This window comes from Verrucosispora sp. WMMD573 (assembly GCF_027497175.1).
Classification (GTDB): Bacteria; Actinomycetota; Actinomycetes; order Mycobacteriales; family Micromonosporaceae; genus Micromonospora.
On the sequence record NZ_CP114901.1, the window covers coordinates 2,046,362 to 2,069,719 of the forward strand.

General features: G+C 68.4%; 13 protein-coding genes and 2 pseudogenes. 5 read left to right on the top strand and 10 right to left on the bottom strand.

What is annotated here, in order from left to right; translation table 11 throughout:
- Positions 1-242 precede the first annotated feature (242 nt).
- The 4 genes and pseudogenes from O7601_RS09505 to O7601_RS09520 form a co-directional block, all read right to left on the bottom strand.
- On the bottom strand, positions 243-803 hold the full coding sequence (locus O7601_RS09505) for a hypothetical protein (RefSeq protein WP_281565821.1): 561 nt from the start codon (positions 801-803) through the stop codon (positions 243-245).
- Between the two features lie 539 nt (positions 804-1,342).
- Positions 1,343-2,605 carry an ATP-binding protein gene (locus O7601_RS09510; RefSeq protein WP_281565822.1) on the bottom strand — a complete coding sequence of 421 codons (1,263 nt, stop codon included), beginning with the start codon at positions 2,603-2,605 and terminating at the stop codon, positions 1,343-1,345.
- 134 nt (positions 2,606-2,739) lie between these two features.
- Positions 2,740-3,117: pseudogene (locus O7601_RS09515) on the bottom strand (hypothetical protein); the annotation flags it as partial.
- A gap of 53 nt (positions 3,118-3,170) precedes the next feature.
- Complete coding sequence (locus O7601_RS09520) at positions 3,171-5,519, bottom strand: DEAD/DEAH box helicase (RefSeq protein WP_281565824.1); 2,349 nt, start codon at positions 5,517-5,519, stop codon at positions 3,171-3,173.
- 61 nt (positions 5,520-5,580) lie between these two features.
- Between O7601_RS09520 and O7601_RS09525 the strand changes: the two genes are divergently transcribed.
- From O7601_RS09525 to O7601_RS09540, 4 genes are all read left to right on the top strand, one after another.
- Positions 5,581-5,892 carry a hypothetical protein gene (locus tag O7601_RS09525; RefSeq protein ID WP_281565825.1) on the top strand — a complete coding sequence of 104 codons (312 nt, stop codon included), beginning with the start codon at positions 5,581-5,583 and terminating at the stop codon, positions 5,890-5,892.
- 6 nt (positions 5,893-5,898) lie between these two features.
- Complete coding sequence (locus O7601_RS09530) at positions 5,899-7,032, top strand: hypothetical protein (protein ID WP_281565826.1); 1,134 nt, start codon at positions 5,899-5,901, stop codon at positions 7,030-7,032.
- Positions 7,033-7,161: 129 nt separating this feature from the next.
- On the top strand, positions 7,162-7,743 hold the full coding sequence (locus O7601_RS09535) for an RNA polymerase sigma factor (RefSeq protein WP_281565827.1): 582 nt from the start codon (positions 7,162-7,164) through the stop codon (positions 7,741-7,743).
- Complete coding sequence (locus O7601_RS09540; protein ID WP_281565828.1) at positions 7,740-8,585, top strand: hypothetical protein; 846 nt, start codon at positions 7,740-7,742, stop codon at positions 8,583-8,585. Before O7601_RS09535 ends, O7601_RS09540 begins: the two co-directional genes overlap by 4 nt.
- Before the next feature lie 40 nt (positions 8,586-8,625).
- Here the strand turns inward: O7601_RS09540 and O7601_RS09545 are convergent, their stop codons facing one another.
- Positions 8,626-9,186, bottom strand: coding sequence for a hypothetical protein (locus O7601_RS09545; protein ID WP_281565829.1), 561 nt, complete (start codon positions 9,184-9,186; stop codon positions 8,626-8,628).
- A gap of 563 nt (positions 9,187-9,749) precedes the next feature.
- On the opposite strand from O7601_RS09545, the pseudogene O7601_RS09550 reads away from it, so the two are divergent.
- Positions 9,750-10,919: pseudogene (locus tag O7601_RS09550) on the top strand (IS110 family transposase).
- A 606-nt stretch (positions 10,920-11,525) separates the two neighbouring features.
- Here O7601_RS09550 and O7601_RS09555 read toward each other — a convergent pair.
- The 5 genes from O7601_RS09555 to O7601_RS09575 form a co-directional block, all read right to left on the bottom strand.
- Entirely contained in the window at positions 11,526-13,991 is a 2,466-nt protein-coding gene (locus tag O7601_RS09555) for a S8 family peptidase (RefSeq protein ID WP_281565830.1), read from the bottom strand.
- 95 nt (positions 13,992-14,086) lie between these two features.
- Positions 14,087-15,079, bottom strand: a complete 993-nt coding sequence (locus O7601_RS09560) for an AAA family ATPase (protein ID WP_281565831.1) — start codon at positions 15,077-15,079, stop codon at positions 14,087-14,089.
- An 847-nt stretch (positions 15,080-15,926) separates the two neighbouring features.
- Positions 15,927-16,805 (bottom strand): hypothetical protein, encoded by an 879-nt coding sequence (locus O7601_RS09565; protein ID WP_281565832.1) that lies wholly within the window; start codon positions 16,803-16,805, stop codon positions 15,927-15,929.
- A gap of 295 nt (positions 16,806-17,100) precedes the next feature.
- The gene (locus O7601_RS09570) at positions 17,101-22,437 is read right to left on the bottom strand and encodes an ATP-binding protein (protein WP_281565833.1); all 5,337 of its coding nucleotides are present in this window, start codon (positions 22,435-22,437) and stop codon (positions 17,101-17,103) included.
- A 23-nt stretch (positions 22,438-22,460) separates the two neighbouring features.
- Positions 22,461-23,123, bottom strand: coding sequence for a hypothetical protein (locus tag O7601_RS09575; RefSeq protein WP_281565834.1), 663 nt, complete (start codon positions 23,121-23,123; stop codon positions 22,461-22,463).
- Between the last annotated feature and the right edge of the window lie 235 nt (positions 23,124-23,358).

Sequence of the window (23,358 nt, forward strand, 5' to 3'; positions counted from 1 at the left end):
CGAGAGCGGCTGCGCTCGGCACCCGGCCGCACGGCCGTCACCGGCAAGTCCGTGTCAATCAGTCAGATCAGGCGCCGTCTTGCTCACGTCGCAACTTTCGCTGCATCACGCGGCCGAGCGGTGCCTGCACTGGAACTCCCCACAATGGCGGACGCGGCAGAACCCGAGCGAGCAACCCGTCCCGGTGTCCCTGGCGGATCTGGCGGTGGCCATCGAGCGGGGTGACCGCACGGCGTTGGTGGTTATTCGCGGGCCAGTCCTGGTGGCAGCGCGTCTTCGCCGGGTTGGACCTGGCGGGCGTTGGCCACGGGGTCGCGTTCGAGGGCGTGGATCACGGGTGTCGGGCCGCCGACGCAGGTCCAGGTGTCGTCCCAGAGAGCGGATACCAGCCATGACCGGTCGGCGGGGAAGAACAGATCGGGTAGCGCTCCGCGGCCGTGGCGCATATGACCACCGGTGCGCCAGGTGAGGGCCTGCTCGGGACCGGCCTCGACCAGCACGTACGGCCAGTCCCAGTAGAGGAACACCCTCGGGGCTTGGGGGAAGACAACATCGTGGGCGCCGGTGTCGAGGTAGGCCAGCCACCACGGCTGGTCGGGGGTGCGCCTGGTGAGGTCTTCGATCAGAGCGTGCTCGTAGGTGGCAGCGGTGACGTCGTCGGCCTGGTACGTGGTGGCGTAGGCGTCGAAGACCGGCGGGATGGCGGTGGCGATCGAGACGCCGGCAGCGGTGTGACCAGCGATCCAACTCACGTCGGCGGCGGTGCCGATGCGCCAACTCCGTCCGTCCTTGCTGACCCGCACCCCGCCATTCAAGTCGCTGCAGCTTCGATTGGCCAGGAGCCAGACCGGTGGTGTCCGGCGACCAGCCGTCATGGGCCACCTTGCCCTACGCCTGTCCCGGGCTCGATGGAGCGCTGATGCTCTACGGGTCCCGTACATCAGGGCCGAGGTGCCGGCCAGCGACGGCGGCAGGCTGGGACAACGGTGATCGGGGGAACGTGGCCACGCCCTGCCACTCCAGGCGAACCCCTGGTCGCTAGACTGTGCCCTCGCGCCCTCGTAGCCCAGGGGATAGAGCATCGGTTTCCTAACCCGACGCTCCGTGTGTAGCCGCAGGCCGACGGCCTGCTGCTTCTCCCTTTCCAGGCGTCTTGCGCCGGTCGCACCCGCGCGCCGCTGTGATCGCCTGCGGAAGCCCAGCGAAGTGCGTAAGTGCTGCTCAGCTTCACTCTTCCATCGACCGCCGTGTAGGTCTCCTGCGACAGGCTGCGCCTGGCCCGGCGTCGGGCTGCGCCCCACCCTGGCGTACTTACGGGAGCGACCTACGGAAGGGGGCGAGGTCAGGCTGGTGGCGGTGCGGACGTCTGCCACAGTGCGCTGACCGGCAGGGCGCGGAGTTTGTCGCCGAACGGCAGCGTGGAGGTGCCGGTGTAGAGGACGATGCCGGCGATGAAGTCGCCGCCCAGGCGGTCGGCGAGTCGGCGTAGCCCGCGGAAGTCGTCGGGTCCGACGGTGGTGGCTGCTTTGACCTCGATCCCCACGACCTGGCCCGCTCGGTTCTCGAGCACCGCGTCGACTTCGTACCTGCTCTGGTCGCGGTAGTGGGACAGGTCGACGGGCTGCTCGGACCAGGTGAGCTGGCGAGAGAGTTCGGACAGGGCGAATGATTCGAGTAATGGGCCGAATGGTGCGCCCGGCCGGAGCAGCGCCCGGGCGTCGGTCGCGGTCTCGTTGGCGGCGATACCCGAGTCGACGAAGATCATTTTCGGTGCGGCGGTGGCGCGGGTGCCCAGGTTGCGGGACCAGCCGGGGATCCGCTTGATCAGGAAGATCTCCTCCAGAGCTTGGAGGTAGCGGGCGATCGTCGGCCGGCTCAGTCCGAGTGCGGATTCGAGGGAGTTGGCGGCGATGATGGTCGCGGATCTGGCCGCGAGTAGGCGTACCAGCTTGCGGAGTTCGCCCTTGTGCTGGATGTCGGACAGTTGCCGGACATCGCGGTCGATGAGCGCTTGGACGTAGGCGTCGAGGAAACGTTGGCGGCGGCGCGGGTCGGTGCGGGTGGTGGCCTCGGGTAGGCCGCCGCGCACGATTCTGGCTGCGTAGTCGGCGCGGGTCACGTCCGACTCGTGTCGCAGGTCAGGGCCGAGCGCGAAGATGGCATCGACGAATCCGTCCGGCGCTTGGTCGAGTTCGCCTTGAGACAGCGGCCAGAGTTCGACGGTTTCCATCCGGCCGGGCAGGGCGTCCGGGGCGGCCACCATGCCGAAGAGGCGGGACGAGCCGGTGAGCAGGTACCGGCCAGGGCGCGGGTCCTCGTCGACGGCTGCCTTGATGGCCAGTAGGAGCTCCGGGGCGCGCTGGATCTCGTCGACGACCAGGAGCTCGGCGGAGTCCACGAAGCCGACCGGGTCAGCGATCGCCGCCGCCCGGTCCTGTGCCCGGTCAAGGTCGCGGCGCTCGGCGAGACGATCGCCGGCGACGATGCGGACCAGCGTGCTCTTGCCTGTCTGGCGTGCTCCGCTGATCAGCACGACGCGGGTGTCGGCCAGCGCGGCATCGACCTGCGCGGCGGCCCGGCGTGGAATCAGGTGCGGAGTCGGCACGACAGCATGATAGCCAGCACGGTTTCGATCCGCGAGGGCCTTCGCATTCGATTTGCGGCAAAAATGCGTTCGAGATGCGGCGACTCGGTGTTCGATTTGCGGAACCTCTGGGGCGTTCTTGCGCGGGTCTACCTCTATGTCACGTTGTTGCGGGTGATGGCGAGTTCGGGGAAGGTGTCCTCCCAGCGCTGGCGGAGCTGGGATGGCAGCCAGAGGGTGGGCCAGAGCCGTCGGAGGAGGTCGGCGTCGAGCCATTTGTTCAGGTCCTCGACGGTGCTGGCTTCGGTGAGGACCACCTTGTACATGCTGGCCAGCCGTGCGGGCCGGTCAAGGTCGTACTCGGCGTGCCCGGACCAGTCGAGGTGACGCGGAAGCGTCACCGTGCCTTCGGTCGGGCCGTGCAGTTCGGCAAGGGTTTCGGCCACCACGTAGGGCCGCCGGTCGCCGTAGGGCCGGTAGTCCGCTGGCGGCTGGGGTGACGTCCTGCGCCGGCTGAGGTTGGTTGCTCGTCTGGTCACACCCCATAGCCGGCGGGACCAGTCATGGTGATCGCGATCGGATGCACTCATGTTCTGGTGAAGCCGAGTGCTCGGTATCCGGGCATGCGGCGCGAGAGTGAGGCGGCGAGGATAGGTGTGGCCGGGTCGTGGTAGTCGTGGACCTCGGCGACGTCCTTGCCGGGCGCGGCGCGGATGACACGACCGGCGCATTGGACGAGTAGGCCGTCGTAGGAGATGGGGCCGGCGAGGAAGAGGGTGTCGAGGGCGGGGGCGTCGAAGCCTTCACCGATGAACGGTGTGGTGCCGATGACCAGCAGACCGTCGCCGGCCTTGGCGCCGTCGAGCCGGTCAACGGTGGCCCGCCGTTCGCGGGTGCTCATCGCGCCCTGGAGCACAAGCGCCTGATGTCCGCGTGCGGCGAGCAGGGCGGTGAGTGCCTCGACCTGGGCGACCCGTCGGGTCAGCACGAGACAGTTGCGACCGCGGGTCAGGGCCGCGGCGACATCGTCGGCGATCTGGGTGTTGCGGGGCTCGTCGAGGGCCAGCCTTCGGTGCACCTCGGCGAGCGCGCCGGGCGCATCCAGGTCGACGTCGCCGGGTTGAAAAGTGGTCTCGTGGATGAACAGCGCTCGACGGGGTCCGGCGTCGGTGTGCATCGCGGCTGCGAGGGTGCCTTGTTCCTCGTCGGTCAGGGTGTGGCGGACGGGTCCGAGTTGCCAGGTGACGAGTTGGCCGAGGCCGTCGCGTCGGGTGGGTGTGGCGGTGAGGCCGAGCCAGAACTGCGCGGCGATCCGTTTGACCGAGTGCTCGTAGGCTGCGGCGCCCAGGTGGTGGCATTCATCGACGATGACGTGCCCGTACTCCTGGGTCAGGGTGGCGACGTCGTCGCGCCGGGCGAGGGAGGGCAGCAGCGCGATGTCCACCGTGCCGGTGAGCTTGCGTCGGCCGCCGCCGAGTTGACCGGGCTTGATGTCGAGGAACTGTTGGATGCGGGTGCGCCACTGGTCGGCGAGAGCTTTGCGGTCGACGAGGATCAGGGTGGAGGTGTTGCGTTCGGCGATCACGGCGCAGGCCATGACGGTCTTGCCGGAGCCCGGTGGGGCGACCAGGATCCCGTCGTCGTGGGCGAGAAGCGCGCCGACCGCGTCGGCCTGCTTGCCGGTGAGTTCAGCGGTAAACGCGGTGTCGATCTCGGCCCCGGGGTTCCGTGCATCCGTGACGGCCAGCCGCGACCCGGCGCGCTCGACGATGGCGGCGATGGAATGCCGCAGGCCCCGCGGGAGGACCAAACGGTCATCGAGGGTCAGGTCGTAGCCCTGGATGAAGCGCGGGGTGTCCCAGGTGGACTTGCGCAGTCGCTGCAACTCATAGAATTTCGGGTTGACCATGGCGGCGGCGTGCTTGAACGTCGCCAGCGCGGCGGGCGTGAGCTGCCTGGCGTCGATGCTCAGCCCGGCACCGGCCTCCGCGTGGACCACCGGAGGTAGCGGTGGATGGACCTGGGTCGCGGCGGACCGGCTCATGGTGGCGACGTCGGCACCGGTGACGGCTTGCTTGGCCTGCCGGGCGACGTGTTCGGCGTCGCCGGGGCTGAGGCGGTCCAGCGTCGACAGGAACGCCCACTGGTCGGCGTGCGGCTCGAGGGTGCCGAGGTCGAGAAAGGTCGTGAGTCCGTCCTTGCGGTGGCGGCCCTGCAGGGGTGCGGCGATGAGGTTGCCGAAGCCACCCTCGGGCAGGACGTCCTGGTTGGGGAACAGCCGGTCGTACGAGCGCAGGTCCATCGACCCGCGCAGCACCATCGCCTCACGGAGAAGAACGGTGCCGACGGCCCGTGCGGTGGCCGCGGCAACAGCGCCGGTGAAGAAGACCCACACGTGGGCGCCGCGGCCCGACTGGGAGATCTCCAACGCGGCGGGCACCGCGTTGGCGCGTGCCGCCTTCACGTAGGCGAGGGCGTCGAGCATCGCCGTCGGCCCGTCGAAGTCGGCCACGACGAAGTGGCAGGTGTTGCCGGGCATCAGCGGGTACAGGCCCATGAACACGTCGCCGACCAGATGCGCCGCGACGACCTCCGTCGTACGGGGCAGGTAGGTGACGTCCCGCCGGTCCATACCCTTACGCCAACCGCCGGCGACCGCGGGCATCCAGCCGGCAGCGCCGGTACGGGCGTTGTCCCACCGCACGGCGTACACGTCGACCCGGGCCCGGAACCGGTCGGCGAACAACGCCAGCTTGTCCCGAGTCGGCGAAGCCATGGTGACCAGCCCCAGCGGCTCCACCGGCGCGGACAACTGCTCCGGCCCCGCAGACGTCTCCTGACCACGCAACTCCAGCAGACGTCCCAGCCGGGCGTTTTCCGCCCGTAGCCGCTCCACCTCCCGCCGAAGATCGACGAACTCGGCCACCGAACCCATGCCGACCATCCTCGCGCATCAGGCTCCGAACACCTCGACACCGGTCCGCTATCCTCCGCCGATGGCATCGAAGACAAACGCCGCGCTGGAGGCGATGATCGAGGAAGCCACAGTCGACGCGTACGGCGACGACGAGCAGCTCACCGGCCTGTTCACCATGATCGAGGAGCATCTGACGGTGCCGTTCACCACCACCGTCCTCGGCGTCGAGGTCACCGTGCGCAAGATCGACCTGGCCGCGGACAGCGTCGTCGCGGTCTGCGCCCGAGGCCGCCACCGGCAACGGGTCGGCCTTCTCGACCTGCCGCTACCCACACCGGCGCCGGACGGTGCCGCGTGGATCGACGCCTACCGGCACTGGGCCGGAAGGTAGGCCACGATGAGCGAGTACCAGTACTACGAGTTCACCGCCGTCGACCGGCCCCTCACCGGCCGGGAGCGGGCCGAGCTGCGGTCGCTGTCCACTCGGGCCGACATCACCGCCACCAGCTTCGTCAACACCTACGAGTGGGGCAACTTCAAGGGCGACCCGCGCACGTTGATGGAGCGGTACTTCGACGCGCACCTGTACCTGGCCAACTGGGGCACCCGCCAGCTCATGCTGCGGCTACCGAAACACGTGCTCGAACCCGCCACCGTCGCCCGGTACTGCCAGGGTGACAGCGCGTCCGCTTGGACCGCCGGCACGCACGTCATCATCGACCTGCACGACGAGGACGAGGACGGCACCGACGAGTGGGACCTCGACGGCCACGGTCTGCTCACCTCGATCATCCCGGTCCGGGCCGGCCTCGCCGCCGGCGACCTGCGCCTGCTGTACCTGGCCTGGCTGCGCTGCGTACAGTCCGAGGAGATCGCCGACGACGAGCCCGAACCGCCCGTCCCCGCCGGACTGGGCACCCTCGATGCGCCTCTCACCGCCGTCGCCGAGTTCCTGCGTATCGACCCTGATCTGATCGCGGCGGCAGCGGCCGGGTCGGCGCCGGCCGCCGCCGGCGAACCGACCGCTGCGCAACTACGGAAGTGGGTCGTCGGGCTGCCCGCCCGGGACAAGGACGCCATCCTGACCGACCTGATCACCGGCGGCGACAGCCACCTGCGCAACCGACTGCTGCGCCGCTACCGCGTCGCGCATCCCACCGACGCGTTGACCCCGACGGCCGTCCGTACTGCCGGGCAACTGCTCGCCACCGCCGCGGACCTGCGCGCCGAACGGGAACGACGGGACGCCGAGCAGCGCGAAAGCGACCGGGTCCGCCGGGAACGCTCCGCCGCAGCCGCCCGGCAACGGCACCTCGACACCCTCGCAGTCGACCAACCCGCCGCCTGGCAGCGGGTCGACGAACTCATCGCCACAAAGAAACCCCGCGAGTACGACACCGCCGTACAACTCCTCGGCGAACGCGACGGAGACAGCGCATCGTTCCGAGACCGGCTGGCCGAGCTACGGGCGGTGCACGCCCGCAAGCCCAGCCTGCTCGAACGCCTCAACCTCGCAGGCCTCGACACCTGACGCTTGGTTCGCCGCCCGGTGAGCTGGCCACCATCGCCTACACGCGCTGCGGCTCTCGCGCCGGCGCCACGGCCTCAGACGTCGACCGTCGGCCTGCAACAGGGTCGGCGTGGGCGGCCATAGTGTGGTGTGAGGCATCAAGTATGGCCGTCGGACGAGGACCTGTGGTCCTCGATCGCCGCCGGTGACCAGGCGGCGTTCGGTCGGCTCTTTGACCGATACTCCCGGCCGGTCTACAACCACGCGTTCCGGCTGACCGGGTCGTGGTCGACGGCCGAGGACGTCACTCAGGCGACGTTCCTCGTCGCGTGGCGCCGCCGGCACAACGCCCGACTCGTGGACGGATCGGCGCTGCCATGGCTGCTGGTCGTCGCCACGAACGCGGTCCGCACCGAGTGGCGGTCGGGGCGCCGATGGCTTGCGCTGCTACGGCGTCTACCGGCGGAGCGGTACGCCGACGGTGACCTCGCGGACGAGGTTTCCGCGCGGCTGGACGACGAGCGGCGGATGGCTGAGGTCCTCGCGGTGGTCCGCCGGTTGCCGCCGGCCGAGCGGGAAGCGGTGGCGTTGTGCCTGTGGTCCGGCGTGTCGTACCCGGACGCAGCGGCCGTGTTGGGCATCAGCGAGGCGGCGGTGCGGTCGAGAGTGAGCCGTGCGCGCAGCCGCCTGGCCCGTCTGATGCCAGAGGAGATCCAGGAGGGGAAGCGGTGAAGGACGTTCTCGACCTGCCCGCGGAGCGGGACCTGCCGCCGGAGGCGGCGCTTGCGATGCGGGCCCGGATTCTCGGCTCCGTGAGCCCGCCTCCGCCGCGTATTCCACGACTGCGGATCGCCATTGCTGCGGCGGTGCTGCTGGCCGTGGCGTCCGGTGCGGCGGCGGTGGTGTGGGACCGGCCGGAGCGCTCGACCATGCAGGTGCTGGCCATGGGACCCGGGGAGCTGTCGCCGACGCTGCAGGAAGCGGCCGAGCGGTGCCTGCAGTGGAACTCCCCGCAACGACAGACCCGGCAGAATCCGGGTGAGCGACCCGTCCCGGTGTCCATGGCCGACCTGGCGGTGGCCACCGAGCGAGATGACCGCGCACTGGTGTTGTTCATGAACGACGTCGGCTACGCCACCTGCGACGTGGAGTGGGCGGGAACAGCCCGGGAGTCCGGCGGGGGCGCCACCGAGCCGTGGCCGCACGGTGCCTGGCTGCCCGGGCCGGTGCAGCGGCTGCTGCTGACCTCCACCGAGTCCGACGGCGGGGACGTCAGCGTCAGCGGCCGGGTCAGCAGCCGCGTCCACCGGCTCGTACTCGACCACGGCGACGGCCACACCACCACTGCACGACTTTCCAAAGGCACGTTCGGCCTCATGACCAGCGACGCAAGACTCAAAGCGAGCAACGACCCTCAACTGGTCAGCTACGACTCCGGAGGGACCGAGATCGACAGGCGCCCGCTGTTCCAGGCCGAGGACCAACTTGAGCACTGCTACACGGGCCCGGACGGGAAGCGGATCTACGGCAAACCGACCAGCGACTGCCGTCCTGCCGAGAAGTGGGGGCGATAGCCACGATCGGAGGCTGACCGCTGACCGGGGACGTGGGTCGTCACTCGCGGACCAGCCCCGGCGGCAGCGCGTCCTCGTCGAGTCGGACCTGGCGGGCGTTGGCCACGGGGTCGCGCTCGAGGGTGTGGATAAGTGGCGCCGGGCCGCCGACGCAGGTCCAGGTGTCGTCCCAGACCGCGGAGACCAGCCATGACCGGTCGGCAGGGAAGAACAGATCGGGTAGGGCGCCGTGCGGGTGGCGGATGTGCCCACCGGTGCGCCAGGCGAGGGCTTGCTCGGGGCCGACCTGGACCAGCACGTACGGCCAGTTCCAGTAGAGGAACACTCTCGGGGCGTGGGGGAAGACGACGTCGTGGGCGCCGGTGTCGAGGTAGGCCAACCACCACGGCTGGTCGGGCGTTTGCGTGGTGAGGTCCTCGATCAGGGCTTGCTCGTAGGCGGCGGTGGTGACGTCGTCGGTCTGGTACGTGCTGGCGTAGGCGTCGAAGACCGATGGGATGGCGGTGGTGATCGAGACGCCGGCAGTGGTGTGCCCGGCGATCCAGCTCACGTCGGCGGCGGCGCCGACGCGCCAGTCCCGCCCGTCCTTGTTGACCTGCACATCGCTATTCAAGCCGCTGCCGCGACGGTTGGCGTCGGAATCAGTCCGGTCGCGGAACGGCGGCCGGCGAACCAGCCGTTTTGGGCCACCATGCCGTACGCGTGCCCTGCGCGCGGTGGAACGCTGATGCTGCGCAGGGTCCCGCACATCGTGTCCGAGGTGCCGGCCGGCGACGGCGGCAGGCTCGAGGTTGCCGCGCCCGCAGGGCCGGGAGTGGGGATGGCTGTGTGTGTTCCGCCGGGATCGTGGCTGAACTTCGAGGTGCCGCCCGCTCTCGCCTCGCGGGCCGGTTGGTTGAACGGGCGCGGCCCTGGTGGCCGTAGATCCTGATGCCCAGGAGGCGGTGGGTATGGCTGCGTGTGTTTCGTCGAGATCGCTTGGCTCACGGTAGGAGATGCCACCCGCCGCTTCGTCGTCTGCGAGATTCGGTAGACCGCTGATGGAGACCCGCGACTCGCGTTCGCATCCGTAGAAGGTGCCGGCAAACCCGAACCTAGACGAGGCACATTCGAGCAAACCGACCGACAAAGGAGAGCGCGACGGTGGCGAAGCTGTGGATCGGCGTGGACATCGGCAAGACCCACCACCACGTGGCCGCCGTCGACGGCGACGGCCGGCTCGTCTACTCCCGCCGGGTCGCCAACGACGAAACCGCCCTGCTGACGGTCATGGCCTAGGTGTCGACACACGGCCGTCCGGTCTGCTGGGCGGTCGACGTCACCACCGGCCTGTCCGCCCTCCTGCTGACCCTGCTCTGGCGCCGCCAGGTCCAGGTCCGCTACGTCTCCGGCACCGTCGCGTTCCACATGGCCGCCGCCTTCGCCGGGGAGAACAAGACCGACGCCCGCGACGCGGTCGTCATCGCCCAGACCATCCGCATGCGCCCCGACATCCCCGTCCTCGAACCCTCCGACCGGCTCCTCGCCGAACTCACCGTCCTGACCGGCTACCGCGCCGACCTCGTCGGGCAGCGCGTCGCCACCCTCTTCCGGCTGCAGGAACTCCTCACCGGAATCAGCCCCGCCCTCGAACGCGCGGTCGACTTGAACCGGAAGGCCCCGATGATGGTCCTCGCCTGCTGGCAAACCCCGGGCGCGATTCGGCACGCCGGCGTCGACCGGATCACCGCCCTACTCCGACGCGGTCACGTCAAGAACGCCGTCCAGGTGGCCGAGGCGATGGTCGCCGCCGCCCGGCAGCAAACCGTGAACCTGCCGGGCCAACGTTCCGCCGCAGTGGTGGTCGGGCAGATGGCCACCGAGATCCTCGCCCTCGAACAACGCATCGCCGCCGTCGACGACCTCATCGCCGAGCAGCTCGACCAGCATCCCCTCGCGCCGATCATCGGGAGCCTTCCCGGCATGGGTAACCTGCTCACCGCCGAACTACTCGTCCACACCGCGGGCATGACCGAGTACGACAGCCCGGCGAAGTTGGCCGCCCACGCCGGCCTGGCGCCTGTCTCCCGCGACTCCGGAACGGTCTCCGGGAATCATCGGCAGCCTCGCCGCTATCACCGTCGGCTGCGACATATCCTGTGGATGGCCGCGTTCACCGCCGCCCGGGAATGCCCCACCTCCCGTGCCTACTACGAGAGAAAACGCGCCGAAGGAAAGAACCACCGCCAAGCCATACTCGCGCTCGCGCGACGGCGCGTCGACGTTCTCTGGGCACTCATCCGCGACCGCAAGACATTCACTCGACCGGCACCGGTGATCCGCGCGGCAGCCTGAACCAAACCGCTCCCCGCCGACGCAACCCCATGCGCCGGTCGATCCACCCTGCCCACCAAGATTAACCGGAGTCACATGGAGACTCCTAAGACGACGCTCTATCTCTACCTATAGGCTGGTGACCTGCGGTTCCTATTTTGTATTCACTTCAGTGGGTCGCACGCGCGCGTTGCTGTGGTCGCTTGCTGAAGATCAGCAGAGCTGACGTAAGTCCTGCTCAGGCCGTACTTTGGTCGGTCCGACGCGTTCATGCCGGAATCCGGTGAAGTTGCCGCGCCGCGTCAGTCTACGGTGCCGCGAGAGCCGGGGTCAGCAGCGTGACGGGTTTGGCTGCGCGTGCCGGGTGGTGGTGACCGACCCAGAGCTCGTCCGGTGAGATATTGGGCGAAGTCGGGGTGGCCGGTCCGGCTCTGCAGGGCGAAGCCGCTCCGGGCGGTTGTTGTGAAGGGCGGCACGGAGCTGGTCGTACTCGTCGCGTGGTGTGGCGGGGCTCGCTCGCTGGAGGTCGGCAATCGAGGCGGTGCGTGCGATTGGTCGCGCTCCTGCTGCGGGCTTGGTCAAGCCCGCGGGCTCTTGCGGGGGACGCGCAGGCAGTAATGAGTCCGATCAGACTTGGATTGCGACGGGAACGCCGATCTGCTGGGCGACGGGTGTCCAAATGTCGACGTCTTGTTCCGGGGTCTCGATGGATACGGCGAGAGCGTAGCGTGCGCCGGAGTCGCTGCCGTCACGCTTGGGGTTCTCCTTCCACCATCCAGTCACGGGGAAGATGGCTATGGCGCCGCACCCGGCGAGATCCGCCGCTGATCCTTCCCAGATATCGGTATGGAGGGAGCCTGCGGTTCGTTGATTACTCCCGAAGATCCACTGCTTGGCGTCATTGGTGCTACTCGGTCGGCGCTCCTCTTCGGCTAGCGCTCGTTGATTAATGCGCTTGCGGAAAAGATCAGTGGACTCTGTAGGCCGCCGGATGTCGAAGCGAAGGCCGTGGGATGCGTAGCTGTATCTCCGTTGCCAACCGCGGCGTCCGGGGTTGGGCTCGATGAAGTACGACAATGTCACGCGCATCCTGACCTGCGCGGCTCCGAGTCCTGTCAGGACGTCAGTGGGCCATGGCAGGTCGTGAAGGTGCATCTCCCTCATGGTTCCGTCGCGGTAAGGGTGGATTGTGTCCTGAACGATAAGGGTGAGTGCGTCGCTCGCGCTGCGGGTCGCACGATCTAGGCTGGGTAGGCCCATTCCGTATCGTCTGTGGAGCTGATGGACCGCGGCCTTGCCTACCCTGCGGGCTCGGTCGACGCGCTGTTGCATGGCAGTCGTCCACTCCGCAGAATGGACGATCAGGGCACGAACCGTCTCAGGCCAAAGTGTCGGGTAGTCAGCAAGGATCGATGCGGCTAGGTGAGCAGCCTGGGCTGTGGCGGCGCTGGTTGCGCAGGTGGTTGTGAGGAGGCGTGCATCGACGCCCGGGTGTCGGGTGGTCAGCACCTGCAGGGCCTCTGGAGTGTCATAGCTCGTTCCCGCGGGCGAGCAGGCGACGTTGCCGCCTTCGAGCACGATGTCGGGCTTGACCGGCCATCTACGGCTGAACGGGACGGAAGTTCGGCTGTGTGGTGATAGCTCGCCACGGGGGGCAAGCGGTATCCAGCCGTCCCACATTTGCCCTGCGGATGCGAGATTATCCAGGCTTGTGTAGGCCCCCACGGTCAACGCGTTCCACGCTTGTCCGGGGTCCTCGACCGGCTCGACATCGTTTCGGGTCAGGTAGTCCTGCTGGAACTTGGTGCGCTCCACGTTCCCGGCGCTAATGAGGAAGAGGCGACGAGCTGCCTCCTCGGCCTGGTCAAGATAGACCAAGCCGTTGTCGGTGACGTCGATGCTTCTTCCGGCCGCGAGCGCATCGACAGCTGCAGACCACGACGTCGGTTCGCCCGTCACGCGACGGCGGCTGCCGTCCTCTCGGACCGGTCCTCCTTTTGCCGTAACAGCCATCGAGAATACCCGGCGACGCGCAGGGGCTTGAACCTCCACAAGGCTCGCCGCTGTGGCGGTAACTGCACCATGCAGCTCGGGTGGATGCGCCTGAGGAGGCGACGGTACCAGCTTGACAGACTCTAGGCGGTGCCGAAGCTTTACTGGTCCCGCTGATCGTATGACCTTGCCAAGATCGCCATAGAGAGCGAGGCCGGCCATCTCTGTACCATGGCCACCGTGGTCGTCAAGCCGCCAATTCGGATCGCAAGAGTGGCAGTCGGTTAGGTCGAGTGAGTGTTCCAAGAGCGCATGGTTTTTGTGAACACCGGTATCGAGGATGCATACGGTGGGGGCTTCGGCTGAAGCAGCGCTTGTTCGGTCGACGAGTTGGTCTACCCACTCACGCTGTTCGCTGGCGGGCTCAGAGGCAATTTGTTGCGCGAGTTCATGAGGTTGACGTAGCTCAGCGAGGTCATCGAGCACGTCTAGGGCGGTTGCCAGATCCCGGGCGGTCGCTTCGACCAAGACGACCGTTCTGTCCGAGAAGCCCAGGGTGCGCGGGCCCATCCGGACTCTCGCCCGCTCGGCGAACTGCTGAAGACGGCCGATCTCGTTGCCGTCGCGGCGACGCAGCCACACTTCCCACCAGACGCGGGCATCCGGCTCTGGAAATTGCTCTGGCGGATCGGTCCATAGCGCCTCGACTGAAGCTAGCCTAACCGCTGCGATCCGGTCGACGAGGTTGGCGTTCTTCGGCTTGGCGTCATTAGTGGTCTCAGCGTAGCCCTCGAGCTTGGACAAGAAGTGACCAAGTTTGCCGTCTGGGACGAAGACGGTCGCCTGCTCCACCGGTCCTGTTGGCGTTTCGACTTCATGGACCGAGACCAGTTCTGGTTGGAGACCCCTGCGCTGCGATTCCAGCGATTGGAGTGCTAGGCCGACGCCAGGAAAGCTCTCGAACACTAGATACAGGCCGTCGATTGCTCCTTCGACGGTCGCCTCTCGTTCCGCACGCCTAGCCTGTGCGGCTATGTCGACTTCTCTCAGTTGCTCGGAGAGCCGTTGCGCGTGAGCCTGACGATCCGAGGGTGCCGCCACGGTGCCGTTGTCGCCCCCGCTTCCGGGGCGGCGGTATGGCTCGGCAGTGGCGGCTCGCGTGAGGAGGAGATGGGGGCGGTTTCGAGGGGCCATCTTTACTGCTTCTCGTGGGCCATGTTCTGCCGATCACGCAGGGCTGCCGCCAGGGTGGCAGGAGTGACGTGCTGCTGACCAGACAGGATGGCCTCCTTGGCGGCTAGCTCGCAGGCGACTGTGATCTCGGCGTGACTCAGGCCTGCTGCGGCCTCGTCGATAGCACTCCACGCCCACTTTTTGGGCCCCATCGTAGCCAACCGATTGCGGATAACAGCCCTGCTGACCTCCGGCGTGGGTAGCGGATACCCGACAACGAGGTCGAACCTCCGGAACAGCGCGCGGTCGAGCAGTTGAGGGTGGTTCGACGCGGCCACCAAGAGGCTGTCCGAGTCCTGCTGGTCCAAGAACTGCAAGAAGGAGTTCAGCACGCGTCGGATCTCACCAACATCGTTGGTCCTGGAGCGCTCTCCCCCAAGAGCGTCGACCTCATCGAACAGGTAGATTCCCCGGGTCTCCGCTAGCGCATCGAACACAAGCCGCAGCTTTGCAGCCGTCTCGCCCATCATCTTGGTGATCAGGGCGTCCAAGCGGATGGTGAAGAGTGGTAGTCGAAGCTCGCCGGCGAGGCTGCGCGCCGTCATCGTCTTTCCGGTCCCGGGCGGGCCGACTAGTAGGAGGCGACGCAGAGGGTCGAAGCCGTGTTCTCGGAGTCTGTCTTGCTGTCGCTGCTCAAGCAAGACACGCTCCAACCGTTGCCGAACTTCCGGCTCCAGCGCGAGGTCTGCCAAACGCGTGGTCGGGTAGGCGACGCTCAGGAGGTCAGCTAGCTCACCTCGTGGTCGAGCGACAGGAACCGGGCGACTAACTGGCCTGTCTGCCCTCTCAGAAGTTGCTCGGAGTCCATCGACTAGATCTCGCAGCTCTTGGGCGAAGTGCGCTTGACCGCTTCGAGCGGCCTTCGCGGCTACCTGCAGGGCTACCGAGTAGAAGCGGGCATCGTCACCCTCGCCATGACTTCTGACCAGGGCCTTGACTTGATCAGCTGTCGCCACGTACGCCGCACCTCCCCCCAGCTGCCGTGCATGAAGCCGCCGCAGACGCTGACCTGACCCTAGCGTCAACGACTGACTTCCCTGTGCGACATGACCAAGAATGATCTTGAGTATCGCGACCTTCGCGATTCCCCCACTTGCCGACCAAGCTTAGAGCCAAGACAGGTGGCAGGGCCGCCGCGGTTCGGTCGCAAGGAGCCTGCGGGGCAGAGACTTCATCCGGCCAGCGCCACCATCATTGCGGTGATGCACCGGATCAGCAAGGCCGTCCCCGCCGAACACCGCATAGGCCCACCACTGGTCCGAGTGCTCCGGCTCATTACGAATCACCTGGCGACCCTGGAGCGCTACTTCGGCCTCGCACGCGAGTCCGACCTGGCCGACGACAGCGTGGTTCGCTTTCACGACGACCTCAACATCATCGTCCGCCTGCGCAACGGCGCCGTGGTCGGGGCCAGTGTCCGGACCCGACCCGGACAAGAAGGAGACCGGCGACGCCACGCTCCAGTTGCACAACAACCGCCTCGCAAGGGATGTTCTCGGCAGGAGCACGACCGTCTGGGCGCCATTGTCGGACTGAAGGACGCCGCCTTCTTCCAACCTGCCAGGCTCATCGACCCGCAGTCTGGCCTGAAGAGGGCCTTCGTCCGCACCAACCGACGCCTGCGGTGCTGGAGGCAGCCCAGCTGTTCACCGAGCCCAAAGACCTGGCCGAGAACCCCAAACGGAAGAAGCCCGAGCCCTACCTCGGCACCAGGTTTTGGGGGCCGGCATGATCCTGCGGGCTTCCGCCTCACCGCCCCGAGTGGGACCGTTGCGCAGCCGTCTCGTATAGCGCTGCGGCGGCTTATGGATACTCGGCCCGGATAAGGGTGGCGAGGTGGTTGCCGGCTTCGGTGGTGTCGACAGGTCCGCCGGCCAACTCGGTGGTGAGTGCATCAATCGGGTAGCGGGCAAGTACGTGGTAGCGGGCCAGGTACGCCGCAACCGCGGAGACGTGGTAACCGCTCACAGCGGCGAGCAGCGTGTAGGTAAGGACCTGGTCGATGAGACCCTCGAACTGGTGGGTCTCGGTGAGGTGGCCGGTCTTGACTTCCACGATCGTGGCGCCGGCGAGTAGGTCGGCGACCCTCAGCCCATCGAGTAGGGCGGGACCGGTGGTTAGGGGGCCGTAGCTACACAGCGCAGCACGGAATCCGCTGAGGTAGCTGGCCCAGAAGGCGGCAAATGCTGGTCGGGCGGCACGGGTCGCGGTCGCGCAGATGGCGATGGTCCGGCGATGCCGCAGCGGCCCTTGCAGCGCGGCATGGACCCCGTCCGGCGTGGTGATGGGAAGCTGTCGCAGGGCTTGTTCGAGGCTGGTGAGCACGCTGCCCACCGTGAGCAGGCGGGCACCTGGCACTTCAGAGTTGGTCCTGCGCCACGCCGCGTCGCCTCTCCGGTGGTCGGGCCGGTATCCGGCGGTGGTGAGGAGGGTCTGGCGCTCGGTCTTGGGCAGGCTGGCGAACAGGTGTGGGTACGGCGGGGTGTCGCACAGGTCAAGTGCGAAGGTCTTCTCGATAGCGTGGCCGAAGTGTCGCGGACTCGGCGGGCACACGGTGATCGGCGCAGGAGCGCGGCGGATGCGGTGGCGTAGGTCGGCGATCAGCTCCTCGCGGTACGGGAAACGGCGGGCAAGCCACCGTTTCGACGACAACGGCTCGAGGTCGGGGCGGAACACATCCATCGGACGCTCCTCGGCAGGAGGGCACGCCAGTGCGGCTTCCAACACGGCCTGTCAATGACCGGCAGGCAGCCTGTGGCGGGAAGGGCAGCAAGAACGACCGGCTCATGCGTGAGCGCGTGGACGAGGCGTGAGGGCTGCCGCTGGCGGGGTCTCAGCCCTTCGGCATCATCGGCCGATGTCGGGCTCCGCTACTGCAGGGCGGCGTGGTTAAGAAGCGTTCGGTCACACGAGCCGAAGCCGCTCAGCAACTCTACGCGACAGCGAAGTTCAGGGATACCCGTGTAGATGCGGGCGGTCACGACCAGTGGTACTCCAGACGCAGACCCTGGCCGACGAAGCGGTACCGGCCGCGGCTCGCCGGGTCGAACGGGTTCGGGAGCATACGGATTTGGCGGTTCTCATTCATGACGTTGGTGATCACTAGGAGCCGCCACCGCCGGTTCCGGGCGTTCTCCTGCGCCGCGATGACCTGAGTCTCGCCCAGTTCGATTCGACCGCCCTCGGCGAGGGTGGCCTTGACCTCGTAGTACCAGGTGCCGCGCCGGCCGGGGACTTCAAAGTCCCAGCCCAGGTTGTCGTCACCGGTACCGGGGAAGACCCGCTCACGGTATCCCGACACCCAGCATTCCGGGCTGAAGTCGGCGCCGTACTGCCGCTCCAGCCATCGATAAGCGAACCACTCGCCAGCGAAACCCACCCCCAGCTTTTGCAGGCTTGACAGCTCGGACGCGAACCCACCGCCGCCGAAGCCGCCACCCGCGATCCGGCCGCCGGGGCCGGACCGAGCGTCGGTTGCCTTGAGGCCGGTGAACCTGCGTTGAGTGGCCAGGAACGCGGGTGTCCGGTCCAGCGAATTGTCGAGAGCCGCGCGTAGCGAGGTGAAGCCGTCGTCCAGGTCGAATGGCTTGTCGTCGATGTTCACGGTCCGCCGCTGCCGTTCCCGTTCGGCGCGTTGCTGCCGCTCCTCGGCTTTCTGGCGGTCGAGGTCGTCGGGGGTGAGACCAAGCGCGTCAACGTCGTCGGTCGCGGGCATGTCCGTCGGCCAGACGCCGAGCGTTTGCAGCCAGCAGAGCACGTCCGGAAGCCTCAGCATGGCGAAGTCGAGCGCGCCGGCCGAGTCGAGCGTTGCGCGCAGCGCCGGGCCTGCCGACGCCTCGTCCGTCCACGGCGCGGGGACCGGGCGGCTGTGCCGTTCGAGCCAGGCGCGCACGAGCTTGGCCAGCCTGCCGGCGGCGGTGTCGACCAACTCGGCGTTGGCCTTGGCGCAGTCGCTGCGGCGCGGCAGAGGCGGGCCGCTTTCTGGCGGCTGTTCGCCCAGCCGCGCCGTGAGTTCCTCCTCGACGCGCGCCGCCATGAGATCGGTCGAGAGGACGTCAACGGTGGTGCCCCACTCCGGGTCCGGGGCGAGCAACTCAACCCGCCGGAGTTGGGGCCAGTCCGGCTGGGGGTCGCCGGCCGCGAAGCGGTCCCACCGGTGCCAGCGCAGCCGGTCAAGCAGGGAGTCGCGATGGTGGCGTACGTAGTCGGCGAAGTCCTCGGCGTGCTGCGCGTCGTAGTCGATGAGCGGATAGCGCCCGCCCATGCTGGCCAGGGTGGCGTTGAGTTCGCTTACCGGGATCTTCAGCTGTTGCTGGAGCGCCGCGAGCGTCGGAGCGTCGAGCGCGGCGGCAAACAGCTCCTCCGGCTCGTGGTCGAATCGGTCGCCCAACGCAGTAAGCCGGTCTCGGGCCTCCTGCTCGCTTTCCACCGACGGTGAGTCGGGGTCGAACGGCGCGGCCGACTCGGCGTCCAGGTAATGCGCGACGACGGGATAGAGCCTATGTAGTAAGGGTCGCAGTGAGGACTGGATGCGCCGCGCCGTCGTCCGGACGTTCTCGGCCGTGACGTCGCATATCTCGGCCACGTCGTCGTCGGCGAGTTGGGCGACGGGGACGCCGACCCGTCGGGTCCGCTCTGCGGCCCACCGGAAGGTGCGGGCGTAGTCCCGCCGGCCGATGAGGTATGCCAGCGGCTCCGCCATCGCCTCTAGCATGTCCCAGTCCAGCTCCGTCTCCGCGCCCTCGACGATCAGGGTCGGATGCGCGGCGTGCGGCATCGGCAGCACCCCGTGCAGCCGGTCCGGAAGCCGCCGGGTTTCCTCGCCGAGGCGCACCTCGACCGTGCCAGCGAAGGTGACCCGCACCCGCCGCAACGCGTCGAGCGTGTCGTCGAACGCCCGCTGGCCGAGGCGGGTGAAGTGGCTGCGCTGGTGTTCGAGCAGCGTCGCCACGAACAGCGGCAGCCACGGCAGGATGCCGACGATCGGTCGGGCGCCGGCGACGGCCGGCGGTCCGAACTCGTCGCCGTCCAGCAGCACGACCGGCGTGACGCCGCTGGCACGTGAGACCCGGTCGCCGAGGCGGCGGCGCAAGATGGCGGTCACCGTCTCGGGATGCGCGTCTACTTCGAGGACTCGCCACCCGAAGTCGGCCATCAGCCGGAGCAGGCTCTGCTCGTCGTCCCGCGACGCGACTACCACGTCGGGCGGCTCCTGGTCGCCACCGGCTGGCTCGAGCGGCAGGGCTGTGGACGAGCCGCCGACGTCGACAACGAGGTAGCCCCGGGTGTCCGGCGGGAACGGCTCCACCTCGGTGCCACGGGCGGCACAGGCCGCCCACGCCGCCCGGTACGTGTTGTGGAACTGCGCCGCGTGCATCTCGGCAACCGCGCCGGTGTGCAAGAGCGCGCCCAGGTGGCGCACCAGGCGCGGGGCATCGGCGTCCCGGCCCCACACGCCCAGACCCAGCTCGGTCAGCCGCCGCAGCGCCACCGGGTCGTCGTCGAGCAGATCCCGCATCGGCTTGACGAGCAGCGTCGCGAACCGCGGCGGCACGTCGTCACTGCGAACCGGAAACGTCCAGCACTCGGCCGGCGTCGCGAAAGCCCCGCCGCTCTGGCCGGGTCGTTGCGTTGGCAACCAGGCCACCGTACGCAGGAACGCGCCGAGCGGCGTGCATCGCCGTTGCGGGTTCTTGTCGCCGGGCCGGTCGCGTTCCCAGACGGCCGTCAAGGCGTCGGCCGGCCAGGCGCCCTTGAGCCCGCGCAGGATCTGCCGTGCCAAGTGCAAGCGCACCCGGTCGGTCAGCCGTTCCCAGTCGGCCTGTCCAGGCATCCACCAAACCGGGCTTTTTGCCACATAGGGCGTTTTTGGTGACCACGTGAGCGATGTGGTCGGCAGGACGTTCGCCCACTGCTCGCGGACCGGATCGGGCAGCCCGCGCACGGCTGTGAGCCGATCACGGGTCAGGTCGCGGCCGTTGATTTCCCGGCTGTCGTGTACCGATGCGAGCGGCAGCACCTCGCGCACGCCGATACGCCGCAGGAAAGCCACCCAGTCGGTGACGCGGTCGCCGGCTCGCATAACCTGCGCTGGGGATGTCAGCAACCGGCCCGCGAGCGAGTACAGCTCGGCCGACCGGTCCTTTGGAGTTGCCGCGATCGCGGACAGCTCCTTGCCGGTGGTGCCCGGCCAGTCGGACGAGAACAGACAGTCCTCGGCGGCCGTCCAAGCGCCGTTCGCAGTCGGCAGTCGCAGGCCCAAGGCGGCCAGGTCGGTCTTGATGCGGGCACCGCTGCGGCTCAGGTTGAAGATGAACGTCAGCGCGTCCCGGGCGGCCCGTTGCGCTCGGCTGTCGGCGAGCACGGCGCGGATGTGTTCGAGGATGCCCCGCGTCTCGAAGCCGCGCACAAGCCGGTTGTCCTGCAGGAACTTGCGCGCCGGGGTCTGTTGCCGGTTGGCGTGCCAGGTCAGCTCGCTGTGCAGATAGAACAGCCGGTTGGACAGGCTCGCTGGCAGCGACAGGTCGGCGCCGGGGTCGACGTCGTCTTCGTCGGCGATCCGCTGGGTCGTCGGCGGGAAGAAAGGCGCCGCCTCCCGGCTCGCGGGCGTCTCGCCGGTCCGCCGGCCGGCGCACCGCGCGAGCTCGTCCGAGTCGGTCAGCAGAATGCGCCGCGCCCGCAACGCCTCGGGCGCCTTGTCGAAAAGGCGCGCGATGTCCGCGTAGGCCTGGTCCCAGTCGCTGATCGGGCGGCGGTCGCGCTGCATCACCGCCATCATCTGCTCGACCCAGCCGGCCAGACGCTCCGGCTCCGGCGTCACGCCAAGTCCGAGCCGCGACAGCAGGCTCCTCAGCCGCGCCTGCCGGCGCGTCGGCAATTCCCGCAGGAACTCCGCGCCGCTGGCTGCCGTCGCGAACGCCGCGGTCAGCATGCCTGTGTCGGGTACGGGCCAGCGCCATGCCGCGGCTGGTGTGAGCCAGCGGCCGGGCGCCTGCGCGGGCAGCAGGGGGCGTTCGCCCAGCGGCCGGCCCTGCTCCTCGGCGCGAGAGGTGAGCAGGCCCAGACGGTCGTCATCCCAGCACAACAGATCGAGTACAGCGGTGGGGGCGGCGTTGTCCGGCCAGCCGGTGAGCGCCTCGGCCGCGTCGAGGCAGAGTTCCGCCGCCGAGGTGAGCAGCAGCCGATTCAGCGAGTTCGTCTCGTCGATGTCGGTGCGGGACAGGTCGGTGAAGAACGGCGCGTTGAGGTGCCCCGCGAACGGCGACGGCGCCTTACGGCCCATCGGCAGGAAGGTGTAACACCGGCCGACGTGGGCGTCCGCGGCCGCGTACGGCACCGCGACCGAGACTTCGACCACCGCCGTCGACTCGGCATACCGGGGGTCGAGCTGACGCCGGTCGATCGCTTCCTGCACCGCCCGGCGGTAGGCGGCCGGATCGACCCGCCGAGACAGCACCAGATATGTGCCGTCCTCGTCCAACGTCACAAGCTCGCAGGTGAAGTCACCGGCCACCACCGGCGCACTGCTGCGCACCCGGGTCAGCACCCGCTCTTCGCTGGCGGAACCGTCCTCTCTCCGGACAGTGACGCTTTCCAGCCGCTTCAGGAACAGCATGAGCGGCACCTCTGACGCTTCGAGCTCGTCGAGGCGCTCGGCCACCGCATCGGCGGCGCCCTCGTCGAGCGGCAACCGCACCACGGTGGCATAGCCGTCAGCCCAGAGCGTGGCCACCCGAGCGGGCGTTCCCTCGGCCGGCAACGTGATGCTGTAGAGCGAAACTTCGTCGATGATCTGCCGAGTGAGCACTGGATCTGCGCCGACGAGCCCTGGCACGTCGTCCTCGGTAGCGAACCGGAAGCAAAACCCCGGGTCTCCGCTGTCGAGGGTGCTGTAGACCTCCGGAGTCGCGCATATCTGGAGGACGCTCTTGAAGCCGACCCCCTTGTTGCCGATGCCCTCGCCGATCGGCTTGTCGCTCAGCCCGAGTGAGCGGATCCGCCGGGCGTTGCTGGCGGTGAATCCGCGCCCGGTGTTGGCTACGTAGAGAGTGCCGTGTGTGCCCTCGCCGCGCGCCAGCACCACCGCGATGCGCCCGCTGCCGGCGTCCGGCGGCTGCGCGTCGTACCCGTTTTGGATCAGCTCGAACAGGAAGCGGCCGCCGTACTCCCGCATCGTCTGGCCGATCATGCTCTTCTGGCTGCGCGCGAAGTCCTGATCCTCCCGGGTCATCAGCTGTGCCTGGACGAGGCGCTCGGCCCGGTCACGCAGCTGCGCGTCGGCCTCGGCACGTGAGGCCGGCTCGGTACCTTTCATCTGCTCTGTCTCCCCGAGTGGAACTACCGCCTCTTGTGTTCCAGGCTGCTGCGGAGGTTCTTCGCGCCCACCTCCGAGACCCCTGCGTGTGCCAGGGCATACCCCACGGCAGTGTCGACGTCGATCAGCCCGCCGCGCAGCACGGCGTCCAATGCCTTGCGGGCGTGCTCACGCTCGTGACTTCCGGTCCAGTTGTTGTGCCCGCCGAAGAACAGGGCACGGTCGAGGGCCTTCTGCGCCTCGGGATCCAGCGCCGGCACCTGCGGATACACCCCGGACAGGTCCTCTGCCCGGGTCCCGGCAGCCCATCCGGCCAGCGGGGTCATCGCACTCTCCAAGACCACCAGCGCCGATCCGCGCGCCAGGTCAGTCGCCTGGCGCAGCGACCGGGCGTCCGGGTGGAACGCCACTACAGCGCCACGAGGCCGGTTTCGGTCGAGCGGGTAGCTGAACCGGTAGCGGCTCGCCAGCCGGTGGACCGGGCCGGGGCCCCCGTGCGCCTTCGCCGCGTTGTAGAACACCACCGGGGTCACCCCGTCGGAGGCGGCCTGCTCCTCGATCCACTGCACCGCAATCTGCTCGAGTTCCTCCCACCGCTCCAGGTTCTCGTCGACGTCAGGGATCCACGCGGCGACCCGCAGCAGGCTCGGGTGCTGCCGCGAGGGTTCGTCCGGCTGATCGGTCACTCCACGCCTCTTTCGTCAGTCACTCGCGGCCAAGTGAACCAGCAGGGTCCGACATGGAGCCAGCCGTCGAACCGCCTCAGGTTCCCCGGGTGCCGTCGAGGGCGCCCGAACGGTAAGTCGCGGGCGTGTGAGCCCCGAGAGTGTCAGGGACGGGGTGTCTACTGGAGCCGCCGCCCCTTGCAGGGGAAACCGGTCGGACTTAGCTGTGAGGAACGGCTTCAATGGACGTTCATGC

Bases quoted from the DNA above. Each gene is read 5' to 3' on its own strand.
- O7601_RS09520 (WP_281565824.1), bottom strand. From the start codon at position 5,519: ATGGGTTCGGTGGCCGAGTTCGTCGATCTTCGGCGGGAGGTGGAGCGG.
- O7601_RS09525 (WP_281565825.1), top strand. From the start codon at position 5,581: ATGGCATCGAAGACAAACGCCGCGCTGGAGGCGATGATCGAGGAAGCC.
- O7601_RS09530 (WP_281565826.1), top strand. From the start codon at position 5,899: ATGAGCGAGTACCAGTACTACGAGTTCACCGCCGTCGACCGGCCCCTC.
- O7601_RS09565 (WP_281565832.1), bottom strand. From the start codon at position 16,805: ATGGATGTGTTCCGCCCCGACCTCGAGCCGTTGTCGTCGAAACGGTGG.
- O7601_RS09570 (WP_281565833.1), bottom strand. From the start codon at position 22,437: ATGAAAGGTACCGAGCCGGCCTCACGTGCCGAGGCCGACGCGCAGCTG.